Genomic DNA, 12780 nt, shown 5'->3' on the forward strand with positions numbered 1-12780 from the left:
TTCAGGACGTGCTCAGGTGGGAGTCGATGAATTGCAGGACTTCGTCGGCCGAGGCCGCCTGGAGCTGTTCGACGACGCCCTCGCCGTCGGCGGCGGTGGCCGGGGCGGCGGGGCGGCAGCGCGCCAGCAGGGCTTCGAGCCGGGCCGTCACCGCGTCGCGCTCCTCGTCGCCGTCCAGCAGGTCGACCTGGCTCTCCAGCCGGTCCAGCTCCCGCAGCAGCGCGTCGGGACCGGTGGCGTCGTCGAGGGCGAGGCGGTCGCGCAGGTGGTCGGCGAGCAGCGCGGGGGTGGGGATGTCGAAGACGAGCGTGGCGGGCAGCGTGACGCCGGTGCTGCGGCTGAGCCGGTTGCGCAGCTCGACCGCGGTGAGCGAGTCGAAGCCGATCTCCTTGAACGGGCGGGCCGGGTCGACCGCGAGGACGTCCCCGAGCCCGAGCACGGCCGCGACGTTGCGGCGTACCAGCTCCAGCAGGGCGCGGGCGCGCTCGGCCGGTGCGAGGCCGGCCAGCCGCTCCGCCAGCGGCGCCGCGTCCGCCGCCTCCGCGGTGCCCGTACGGCGGGCCGCGGCGGGCCGGGCGCGGACCAGGCCGCTGAGGATGCGCGGCAGGACGCCCGAGGCGGCCAGCTCGCGCAGTGCGCCCAGGTCCAGCCGGGCGGGCACCAGCAGCGCGTCGGGCTGCCGGGCCGCCGCGTCCAGCAGGGCCAGGCCCTGCCGCGAGGTCATGGCGCGGATGCCGGAGCGCTCCATACGGGCGATGTCCTGGTCGGCGAGCGCGCCGGTGATGCCGCTGCTCTGCTCCCAGTGGCCCCAGCCGAGCGACTGGCCGGGCAGCCCGGCCGCGCGGCGGTCCTGTGCGAGGGCGTCGAGGAAGGCGTTGGCGGCGGCGTAGTTGGCCTGCCCCGCGACGCCCGCGACGCCGCCGGTGGAGGAGAAGAGGACGAACGCCGCCAGGTCCTGGCCGCGCGTCAGCTCGTGCAGGTGGAGCGCCGCGTCGGCCTTGGGCCGCAGCACGGCGTGCACCTTGTCGGCGGTCAGCGAGGGCAGGGTGCCGTCGTCGGTCACCCCGGCGGCGTGCACGACCCCGGTGAGCGGGTGCTCCGCCGGTACGGCCGCGAGCAGCGCGGAGAGCGCGTCCCGGTCGGCGGCGTCGCAGGCGGTGACGGTCACCTCGGCGCCCAGGGCGGCGAGTTCGTCGCGCAGCGCCTCCGCGCCGGGTGCCTGCGGGCCCCGCCGGCCGGTGAGCAGCAGATGCCGCACGCCGTGGGCGGTGACCAGGTGCCGGGCGACGAGGGCGCCGATGGTGCCGGTGCCGCCGGTGACGAGGACGGTGCCTTGGGGGTCGAGGGCCGGGGTGGGGGCTGCCGGTGCCGCGTCCGCCGGGACGGGGGCGGCGGGGTCCGCGTCGGCGGGCGCACCGGTGGGCGCTGCCGCTTCCGTACGGGCCGGGGCCAGCCGCGGGACGAGCGGGGCGCCGCCGCGTACGACGACCTGCGGTTCGCCCGCGCCGAGGGCGACGGCCAGCGCGCCGGGGAGCGCGCGGGCGGCTTCGTCGTCGGGGGCGGCCGGGTCGAGGTCGACGAGGACGATCCGGTCGATGTTCTCCAGCTGGGCGGAGCGCGCGAGGCCCCAGAGCGCGGAGTGCGCGAGGTCGGCGACGCGTTCGGCGCCGGTGGACTGCGCGCCACGCGTCACGAGCGCGAGCCGCGCCCCGGCGTTGCGCTCGTCGCCGAGCCACTGCTGGAGCAGGCCCATGAGCCGTACGGTCTCGGCGTGGACGGCGGCGGCGAGCCCCGCGGGGTCGTCCAGGCCCGTCCCGGGCAGCGGCGGGACGGCCAGCACCTGGACGCGCCCGGCGCCGGGCCCGCCGCCGAGCCTGTCGTACGCGGCCGGATCCGCGGAGCCCTCCGCGTCGACCCGGTCGGCGGCGACCGGCTCGGCCCCGAACGGACCGGCGGCGAAGGGCTCCGCACCGGTCCCGTTGCGCGCGGCGACGGACACTCCGTCCGAGTCCGGCTGCCCGGCCGTGAAGGGCACCGCCCCGGCGGGGGCGAGGTGGCCCGCGGCGGTCAGCGCCGCGGTGACGCCGAGGGCGTCGGCGCCCAGCACTTCGCAGGCGGCCGCGGGGAGGGCGCCGTCGCGCGCCGGGGCGGGGGTCCACTCGACGCGGTAGAGCCCGTCGGGGCCGGTGTCCGCGGGGCGCAGCTGGTCGAGGGCGACGGGGCGGGACCTGACGGCCTCGGCGGTGGCGACGGGGCGGCCCGCGGAGTCCGCCGCGCTGAGGGCCACCCCGTCGGCGAGCGGGACCATGCGGACGCGCAGCGCGCCCGCGCCCGCCGCGTGCAGGGTGACGCCGTTCCAGGTGAAGGGCAGCAGCATCTGCCCCTCCGGCGTGCTGCCGCGGCCGATGCCCCCGGCCTGGAGGGCGGCGTCGAGCAGGGCCGGGTGCAGGCCGAAGTCGGCGGCGCCCGACTGGAGTTCGGCGTCGAGTGCGGCCTCGGCGAAAACCTCGTCGCCGCGCCGCCACGCCGCCTTGAGGCCTTGGAAGGCGGGCCCGTAGCCGTATCCGGCGGCGGCGAGCCCGGCGTGCAGGCCGTCGAGCGGGAGGGCTTCGGCGCCGGGCGGGGGCCAGGAGGTGAAGTCGAAGCCGTCCGGGCGGGCGCCCGTGGCGAGGGTGCCGCTGGCGTGCCGCGTCCAGGGGTCGTCGCCGCGGGCGTCGGGGCGGGAGTGGACGGTGAAGGTACGCGTCCCGTCCTCGGCGGGTGCGGACACGGCGAGTTGGAGGCGTACGGCGCCCTCCGGCGGGAGGATCAGCGGGGTTTCCAGGACGATTTCCTCGACACGGTCGCAGCCCGCCTCGTCGCCCGCGCGCACCGCGAGGTCGACGAAGGCCGTGCCGGGCAGCAGGACCGACCCGGCCACCGCGTGGTCGGCGATCCAGGGGTGGGCGTCGAGCGAGATCCGGCCGGTGAGCAGGATCTCGTCACTGCCGGCGAGGTGGACCGCGGCGTCCAGCAGCGGGTGGCCCGCGGCGGTGAGGCCGAAGCCGCGGGCGTCGCCGGGGCCGTCGAGCGTGGCGGGGTCGATCCAGTAGTGCCTGCGCTGGAAGGCGTACGTGGGCAGGTCGACGGTCGGTACGGCGGGGGCGCCGGGTTCGGCGCCGTACCAGGCCTTCCAGTCGACGGCCAGGCCCGCGGTGAAGGCCTGGGCGAGAGCGCGCAACAACTGGTCGGCGCCGCCCTTGTCGCGCAGCAGCGTCGGAACGGTCGCCACGGCGAGGTCCAGCGCCTGCGCGGTCTCCTGCACGCCCGCGCTCAGCACCGGGTGCGGGCCGGACTCGACCAGGACGCGGTAGCCGTCGGCGAGCACCGCCTCGACGGCCTGGGCGAATTCCACCCGGCGGCGCAGGTTCTCCACCCAATACCGCGCGTCCAGGGTCGCGGTGTCGACACGGCCGCCGGTGAGGGCGGAGTAGAAGGCGGCGGCGGTCTCCACCGGGGCGATCCCGTCGAGCCGGGTGAGCAGTTCGGCGGCGATCTCGTCGACGTGCGGGCTGTGCGAGGCGTAGTCGACGTCGACGAGCCGCGCCCGTACGCCGTCGGACTCGACCTGCGCCACGACCTCGGCGACGTCCTTCGGCGGGCCGGAGATCACCGTGGAGGACGGGCCGTTGACGGCGGCGACCACCACGCCGGGCCGGTCGGCGAGCAGCGCCTCGGCGTCGTCGCGGCCGAGGCCGAGGGAGGCCATGGCCCCGCGCCCGGCGAGGGCCCGCAACGCCTGGGCCCGGACCGCCACGACGCGCGCGCCGTCGGCGAGGGTGAGCGCGCCCGCGACCACGGCCGCGGCGATCTCCCCCTGCGAGTGGCCCACCACGGCCGCCGGACGTACCCCGTACGCCTCCCACACCGCAGCGAGCGACACCATCACCGCCCACAGCGCGGGCTGCACGACGTCCACGCTGTCGACGTCCACCCCAGGAGCGGTGCCGCGCAGCACCTCCTCCAACGACCAGTCCACGTAAGGCGCGAGCGCCCGCTCGCACTCCGCGATCCGCGCCGCGAAAACGGTTGAGACGTCGAGGAGTTCGGCCCCCATCCCGCGCCACTGGCCGCCCTGCCCCGGGAAGACCAGCACCGCACCGGCGCTGCCCGCGACCGGCTCGCCGCCCACCACGGCGCCGGACGGCACGTCCTCGGCCAATGCCCGCAGGCCCGCGAGGAGTTGACCGGCATCGTCGCCGACGACCACCGCGCGGTGGTCCAGCACCGCCCGCCCGGACACCAGCGACCAGCCCACGTCCACGGCGCCGGAGCCCGCCTCCTCGGCGAAGTCCGCCAACCGCCCGGCCTGCGCCCGCAGCGCAGCGGGCGAGGCGGCGGAGAGCACCCAGGGCAGCGCACCGCCGAGCGGCGCCCCCGCTGTGAACACGGGCTGCTCCGCGCCGCCTTCACCGGCGGGCTCGGGCGGTGCGGACTCGACGATGACGTGCGCGTTGGTGCCGGAGATCCCGAAGGCGGAGATGCCCGCCCGGCGCGGCCTGCCCTCGTCCTCGGGCCACTGCGTGGCCTGGGTCAGCAGCTCGACGGAGCCGCCGCTCCAGTCGACGTGCGGGGTCGGCGCGTCGATGTGCAGGCTGGCGGGCAGCACTCCGTGCTGCATGGCCATGACCATCTTGATGAGGCCCGCCATTCCGGCGGCGGCCTGGGTGTGCCCGATATTGGACTTCACCGATCCGAGCCACAAAGGCTTTTCGGCAGCACGCCCCTGACCGTATGTGGCGATCAGCGCCTGCGCCTCGATCGGATCACCGAGCCGCGTCCCCGTGCCGTGCGCCTCCACCACATCCACATCCGCACCCGACAACCGCGCATTCGCCAACGCCTGCCGAATCACCCGCTGCTGCGACGGACCATTAGGCGCCGTCAAACCATTCGACGCACCATCCTGATTGATCGCCGAACCCCGCACCACACCCCACACCCGATGCCCACGACGCCGCGCATCCGACAACCGCTCCAACAACACCAACCCCACACCCTCACCCCACCCCGTACCATCCGCCCCCGCACCAAAAGACTTACAACGACCATCCACCGCCAACCCACGCTGCCGCGAAAACTCCACAAAAGCCCCCGGCGTCGCCATCACCGTCACACCACCCGCCAACGCCAAAGAACACTCACCACCCCGCAACGCACCCACCGCAGAATGCAAAGCCACCAACGACGACGAACACCCCGTATCCACCGTCACCGCAGGACCCTCAAGACCCAGCACATACGACACCCGCCCCGACACCACACACCCCAGATTCCCGGTGCCGGTGTAGCCCTCCATATCGGCGCTGGAGAGTCCGATGATCGACAGGTAGTCGAAGATGGTCGCGCCGACGTAGACGCCGGTGTCGGTGCCCTTGAGTGCGCCGTGGTCGATACCGGCACGCTCGAAGGTCTCCCACGCGGTCTCCAGCAGCAGCCGCTGCTGCGGGTCCATGCCGACCGCCTCGCGCGGCGAGATGCCGAAGAAGTCCGCGTCGAATTCCCCGGCGTCCGCCAGGAATCCGCCCTCCAGGACGTAGCTGGTACCGGGGCGGTCCGGGTCGGGGTCGTAGAGCGTCTCCAGGCGCCAGCCGCGGTCGGCGGGGAAGGACGTCATCGCGTCCCGGCCCTCGGCGACGAGTTCCCACAGCTCCTCGGGGCTGGTCACCCCGCCGGGGAAGCGACAGGCCATGCCGACGATCGCGATCGGCTCGTCGGAGAGCCCGGCCGGGCCCGCGGGGAGCGCGGCCGGGACACCTGAGGGCTCCGCGGCGCCGGCGATCTCCGTCAGCAGGTGGCGGGCCAGCGCGTCGGCCGTGGGGTAGTCGAAGATCAGCGTGGTGGGCAGGGACATCCCGAGCGAGGTGCCGAGCTTGTTGCGCAGCTCGACGGCCGTGAGCGAGTCGAAGCCCAGCTCGAAGAAGGGCGCGGTCGCGGAGACCGCGTCGGGGCCCGCGTGACCGAGCACCCCGGCGGCCAGGGCGCGGATGTGCTGGACGAGGATCTGCTGCCGCTGGCCCGTCGCCGCGGCGGCCAGCCGGCGGCGCAGCGGGCTCTCCTCGGCGGTGGCCTGCTCGGGCGCCTCGGCGGCCTGCGGGATCTCGGCGAGCAGCCGGCTGGCGCGCTGCCCGGCGAAGGTCGCGGCGAAGCGCGGCCAGTCGAAGTCGGCGACGGTCAGCGCGGTCTCGCCGCGGCTCAGGGCCTGGCCCAGCACGCGCAGGGCGAGGCCGGGCGGCATGGCGGTGAGGCCGCGGTCGCGGAAGAAGGCGGTCACCGCGTCGTCCGCGGCCATGCCCGCCTCGCCCCACGGCCCCCACGCGACGGACAGCGCCGGGAGGCCGGTGGCGCGGCGCCGCGCGGCGAGGGCGTCGAGGTAGGCGTTGGCGGCGGCGTAGGCGCCCTGCTGGCCGCTGCCCCAGCTGGAGGCGCCGGAGGAGAACAGCACGAAGGCGTCGAGGTCCGTCCCGCGCGTCAGCTCGTCGAGCCACCGGGCGCCGCCGGACTTGCCCGCGGCGACCTGCGCCAGCCGGTCGCCGTCCAGATCCCGGACCGGGGTGTAGTCGCCGACGCCCGCCGCGTGGAAGACGGCGCGCAGCGGCTGCCCGGCGGGGACGCGGGCGAGCAGCGCCGCCACCTGGTCGCGGTCGGCGACGTCGCACGCGGCGATGTCCACGGTGGCGCCCAGCTCTGCCAGTTCGGCGGTGAGGGCCTGGCTGCCGGGGGCGTCGGCGCCGCGCCGGCCGGCCACGACGATGTGCCGGGCGCCGCGCTCCACGAGCCAGCGGGCGACACGGCCGCCGATCCCGCCGGTGCCGCCGGTGACCAGGGCGGTGCCGCCGGTCCGCCACTCCGGGCCGGGCGCGGGGGCGGCCAGCGGGCGCAGCCGGCGGGCCAGCGGGCCCTGCGCGCGCAGCGCGACCTGGTCCTCGCCGTCCGGAGCGGTCTGCGCGAGGACGGCGGCCAGCAGCCGGGCCGTCCCGTCGTCGTCCGTGTCCGGCAGGTCGACGAGCCCGCCCCACAGCCGCGGGTATTCCAGCGCCACGACCCGGCCGAGGCCCCACACCTGCGCCTGCGCGGGGCTCACCGCGCGGCCGCCCTCCCCGGCGGACACGCCGGCGCGGGTCACGCCCCACAGCCGCCCGCCGAATTCCGCGCCGTCCAGCGCCTGGACGAGGGTGAGGGTCGCGGCGAGGCCGGACGGCAGGTGCGGGTGCCGCGGGTGCGGCTCCTGGTCGAGGCCGAGCAGGCTGACCACGCCGGTGACGGCGGTGTCCGCGGGCAGCGCGTCGCGCAGCAGCGCGGTCAGGGCGTCGCGCTCCAGCTCCCCGGGTGCCAGGGCGAGCAGGGTGCAGGCGGCGCCGTGGCCGTCGAGGGCGCGGGTGACGGTCTCGACGGCGGGGTCTCCGGCGAGCCGCCGCGGTGCCACGAGCAACCACTCCCCGGCGGGCCGCGGCGCGGCGTCGAGGCCTTCGGCGGCGGACCACGCCTCGCCGTAGCGCCATCCGTCGATCCGGCCCTGCTCGCGGGTGCCGCGCCGCCACCGCGCGAGGACGGGCAGCGCGGTGTCCAGCGCCTGCCGGGTGCCCTCCCCGGCGGCGTCCAGCCCGGCCCCGAGCCCGGCGAGGTCGCCGGATTCGACGGCGTTCCAGAAGGCCTCGTCCGCTTCGGCCGCGTCGTCCCGGGCGCCGGGCCACTTGTCGGGCTTCAGCCAGTAGGGCTGGTGCCGGAAGGCGTACGTGGGCAGGTCGACGGTGGGTACGGCGGGGGCGCCGGGTTCGGCGCCGTACCAGGCCTTCCAGTCGACGGCCAGGCCCGCGGTGAAGGCCTGGGCGAGGGCGCGGACCAGTTGGTCGGCGCCTCCCTTGTCGCGCAGCAGCGTCGGGACCGTCGCCACGGGGATGTCGAGAGCCTGGGCGGTCTCCTGCACGCCCGCGCTGAGCACCGGATGCGGGCCGGACTCGACCAGCACGCGGTGCCCGTCGGCGAGCACCGCCTCGACGGCCTCGGCGAAGCGGACGCGGTGGCGCAGGTTGCGCACCCAGTAGCCGGTGTCGAGTTCGGTGGTGTCGACACGGCCGCCGGTGAGGGCGGAATAGAAGGCCACCGTGGTGTCGGCGGGCGTGATCGTGCCGAGCAGGTCGGTGAGTTCGGCGGCGATGTCGTCCACGTGCGGGCCGTGCGAGGCGTAGTCCACGTCGATCAGCCGCGCCCGTCCGCCCTCGGACTCGACCTGCGCCACGACCTCGGCGACCGCGGCAGGCGCGCCCGAAATGACGGTGGACGAGGGGCCGTTGACGGCTGCCACGGCCACGTCGGGCCGGTCGGCGAGCACGGCTTCGGCGGCGTCGAGACCCAGAGCGAGCGACGCCATGGCGCCGCGCCCGGCGAGGGCCCGCAGGGCGCGCGAGCGTACGGCGACGATGCGGGCGCCGTCTTCGAGGGTGAGAGCGCCCGCGACCACGGCCGCGGCGATCTCCCCCTGCGAGTGGCCCACCACGGCCGCCGGACGTACCCCGTAGGACTCCCACACGGCGGCCAGCGACACCATCACCGCCCACAGCGCGGGCTGCACGACGTCCACCCGGTCCATGTCGACGCCAGGGGCCGTCCCGCGCAGCACCTCCTCCAACGACCAGTCCGCATACGGCGCGAGCGCCCGCTCGCACTCCGCGATCCGCGCCGCGAAAACGGGTGAGGCGTCGAGGAGTTCGGCCCCCATCCCGCGCCACTGGCCGCCCTGCCCCGGGAAGACCAGCACGGGGCCCGGCCCGACGGGAAGCGGGTCGCCCTCCACCACGGCGGCAGAAGGGGTGGCCTCGGCCAATGCCCGCAGTCCGGCGCGGAGTTGACCGGCATCGTCGCCGACGACGACCGCGCGGTGGTCCAGCACCGCCCGCCCGGACACCAGCGACCAGCCCACGTCCACGGCGCCGGAGCCCGCCTCCTCGGCGAAGTCCGCCAACCGCCCGGCCTGCGCCCGCAGCCCCTCGGCGGAGGCGCCGGAGACCACCCAGGGGGTCAGCCCGCCGAGCGCGGCGGTGGGAGCGCCCGCCGGGTCGGCTTCCCCCGCGGGAGCCTGTTCGAGGACGACGTGCACATTGGTGCCGGAGATCCCGAAGGCCGAAATCCCGGCCCGGCGCGGCCGGTCGGGCTCCTCGGGCCACGCGCGCTCCTCCCGCAGCAATTCCACCGCGCCACTGGACCAGTCGACTTCGGTGGTGGGCTCGTCGGCGTGCAGGGTCCTGGGCATGACGCCGTGGTTCATCGCCATGACCATCTTGATGAGGCCCGCCATTCCCGCGGCCGCCTGCGTGTGCCCGATATTGGACTTCACCGAACCCAGCCACAAAGGCTTCTCCGCAGCACGCCCCTGACCGTATGTGGCGATCAGCGCCTGCGCCTCGATCGGATCACCGAGCCGCGTCCCCGTACCGTGCGCCTCCACCACATCCACATCCGCACCCGACAACCGCGCATTCGCCAACGCCTGCCGAATCACCCGCTGCTGCGACGGACCATTCGGCGCCGTCAAACCATTCGACGCACCATCCTGATTGACCGCACTCCCCCGCACCACACCCCACACCCGATGCCCACGACGCCGCGCATCCGACAACCGCTCCAACAACACCAACCCCACACCCTCACCCCACCCCGTACCATCCGCCCCCGCACCAAACGACTTACAACGACCATCCACCGCCAACCCACGCTGCCGCGAAAACTCCACAAAAGCCCCCGGCGTCGCCATCACCGTCACACCACCCGCCAACGCCAAAGAACACTCACCACCCCGCAACGCACCCACCGCAGAATGCAAAGCCACCAACGACGACGAACACCCCGTATCCACCGTCACCGCAGGACCCTCAAGACCCAGCACATACGACACCCGCCCCGACACCACACACCCCAAATTCCCGGTGGCGGCATAGCCTTCGACCTCGTTCTGGGCCATGGCGGTGAGCACGACGTACTCCTGCGACGTCACCCCGGCCCAGACGCCGGTGTCGCTGCCGACGAGGCCGCGCGGGTCGATCCCGGCGTGCTCGAAGGTCTCCCAGGCGACTTCGAGCAACTGCCGCTGCTGCGGATCCATCGCGAGCGCCTCGCGCGGCGAGATGCCGAAGAAGCCGGCGTCGAAGCCGGCCGCGCCGTGCAGGAAGCCGCCCTGCCGGGTGTAGCTGGTGCCGGGGCGGTCCGGGTCGGCGTCGAAGAGGGAGTCCAGGTCCCAGCCGCGGTCGGCCGGGAAGTCGGTCAGGCCCTCGGAGCCGGACGCCACCAGATTCCACAGGTCGTCCGGGCCGTTCACCCCGCCGGGGAAGCGGCAGGCCATGCCGACGATCGCGACCGGCTCGGGCAGGGCGGACTCGGCCTCGCTCAACCGCCTGCGGGTGTCGCGCAGTTCGGCCGTGACCCACTTCAGGTGGTCGAGCAGCCGCTCCTCGTCCTTCGCCATCCCCGGGCTCTCCTCTCGCTGCGGACTTCGCGGAAGTGCAGGGTCAGAACGTGCAGTCGAGCCGCTTGTAGCCCTCGACGAAGCTCGACGCGAGCCGGCTGGGCTCCCCCGTGGAGCGGATCTCCGGGAGCGCGGCGAGCAGTTCGCGGTAGAGGGCGGCGATCTCGATACGGGCGAGGTGGGCGCCGAGGCAGAAGTGCGGGCCCGGCGCGCCGAAGGAGAGCTGCGGGTTGGGGTCCCGGGTGATGTCGAAGCGGTAGGGGTCGGCGAAGGCCTTCTCGTCGTGGTTGGCGGACCAGTAGAGGAGGAAGACCTGGTCGCCCTCGTGGAAGCGGTGGCCGTTCATGTCGCAGTCGCGGGTGGCGGTCCTGCGCATCCAGTTGATGGGGGTGGCCACCCGCAGGATCTCCTCGACGGCGTTCTTCGCGTGGCGCTCGAAGTCCGACACCAGCAGGGCCCGCTGCTCGGGGTGCTCGGTGAAGAGCACCAGGGCGCGGGAGATGGCGTTGCGGGTCGTCTCCATCCCGGCGTTGACCAGCAGGATGAAGAAGGAGACCAGCTCCTGGCCGGTCAGCTGCTCGCCGTCCTCCTGGACCTGGACGAGCCGGGTGATGACGTCGGCGCGCGGGTGGGCGAGGCGGTCCTCGCGCAGGCCCGCGATGTAGTCGCCGAGGTCCCGGGAAGCGCCGAGCACCGCGGCGGCGGCCTCCTCGGGGCTGGCGACGAACTCGGGGTCGAGGGCGCCCATGATGGTGCTGGTGCGCTCGAAGAGGAATTCGTAGTCGTCCGGCGGGATGCCCATCATGGTGCTGAGCACGGCGATCGGCATGTCGGCGGCGACGGGGCGGACGAAGTCGCCGGGCCCGCGTTCGACGAGCGCGGCGACCAGCCCGCGGGCCACCTCGCGGGACATGGCCTCGAAGGCGGGCGCCATGTTGCGGCCGAACGACCGCGACACGATGCGCCGCAGCCGGGCGTGCTCCGGGTTGTCCATGGTGATCATCGAGCCGTAGAACTCGCCCAGTTCCGGGCCGACCATCCCGGTGGCGCCCTCCGAGGAGAAGTCCTGCGGGCGGCGGCTGACCTCGAGGATGTCGGCGTGCTTCGCGAGCGCGTAGTAGCCGTTTCCCAGGGGCCCCCACGGCAGCCGCGGCGGCACGAACTCCGGGCCGGGCAGGGCGCGCAGCCGCTCGAAGACCTCCGCGCGCTCCTCGTGCGGCCGCAGCCAGAACGACGGATCGAGGAAGTCGGGCGCGGGGGCGGTGCCGGACGTGCCGGAGGAGGGGAATCTGGCTTCCGTCGGGGACACAGTGCCTCGATTCACGGGTGGGACGGCTGCGAACACCGGTCCGCGCCAGTCTCACAACGGCCCCTTAAGCGGTGCTTTCCGGCGCCCGCCCGGCCTTTGCGCAGGTACGCGGACGCCCGGCAGGGGTCCTCCCCTGCCGGGCGTCGTGGTGCGTGCGGTACGGCCGCCGTACGGTGGCGGGCCGTCCCCGGTGTCAGCCGGCGGCCGTCTCCCGCAGCGCGGTGCGGATCGCCTCGGCCACCTCCGCGCGCCGCTCGTCGACGAAGAAGTGGCCGCCGCGGAAGGTCAGCAGGTCGCACCCGGCCTCGGTGTGGTCGGCCCAGGCGGCGGCCTCGTCCAGCGTGGTGTGCGGGTCGTCGGTGCCGGTGAGCACCGTCACCGGGCAGGACAGCGCGAAGCCCGGCTCCTCGCGGTAGGTCTCGATGGCCTTGTAGTCGCTGCGGGTCGGGCCCAGCGCCATCTGGACGATCTCCGGGTCGGCGAGCATCCGCTCGTCGGTGCCGCCCAGCATCCGCAGCTCGTCGAGCACGCCCGCGTCGTCCCGCAGATGGACCGTGCCGGGGCGGAAGCGCGAGGGGGCGCGCCGCCCGGACGCGAAGAGCCGTACGGGCTGCGGCCCGCCGTCCTTGCTGAGCCGGCGCGCCACCTCGTAGGCGACGACCGCGCCCATGCTGTGGCCGAAGAAGGCGTACGGGCGGTCGCGCCACCCCGTGGAGGCGCCGGTGAAGGCGGCCGCCAGCTCGTCGATCGACTCGGCGCCCGGCTCGCCGCGCCGGTCCTGGCGCCCGGGATATTGCACGGCCAGCACCTCGACGCCGGGGGCGAGCAGCGCGGAGAGCTTGTGGAAGGCGGTGGCGGACCCGCCGGCGTGCGGGAAGCAGACCAGCCGGGGGCCGCCCCGGTCGGACGGGTGGTAGCGGCGGACCCACGGGTCGTGGTCCAGCACGTCGGCGGCAGAGGTGCTCATCGGTTC

3 protein-coding genes are annotated in these 12780 nt (G+C 75.0%); all 3 read right to left on the reverse strand.

Translation table 11 applies throughout. The features are described from left to right. Position 1 precedes the first annotated feature (1 nt). Positions 2-10477 carry a type I polyketide synthase gene (locus tag ACH4SL_RS29780; RefSeq protein ID WP_398451408.1) on the reverse strand — a complete coding sequence of 3492 codons (10476 nt, stop codon included), beginning with the start codon at positions 10475-10477 and terminating at the stop codon, positions 2-4. A 64-nt stretch (positions 10478-10541) separates the two neighbouring features. Next, on the reverse strand, positions 10542-11807 hold the full coding sequence (locus tag ACH4SL_RS29785) for a cytochrome P450 (protein ID WP_398451146.1): 1266 nt from the start codon (positions 11805-11807) through the stop codon (positions 10542-10544). A 193-nt stretch (positions 11808-12000) separates the two neighbouring features. Next, the gene (locus tag ACH4SL_RS29790) at positions 12001-12774 is read right to left on the reverse strand and encodes a thioesterase II family protein (RefSeq protein ID WP_398451148.1); all 774 of its coding nucleotides are present in this window, start codon (positions 12772-12774) and stop codon (positions 12001-12003) included. Positions 12775-12780 lie beyond the last annotated feature (6 nt).

Origin of the sequence: Streptomyces sp. NPDC021020 (assembly GCF_044333285.1) — a bacterium.
Lineage (GTDB): Bacteria > Actinomycetota > Actinomycetes > Streptomycetales > Streptomycetaceae > Actinacidiphila.

Excerpts from the sequence above, each read along its gene's own strand:
- ACH4SL_RS29790 (WP_398451148.1), bottom strand. The coding sequence starts at position 12,774 with ATGAGCACCTCTGCCGCCGACGTGCTGGACCACGACCCGTGGGTCCGC.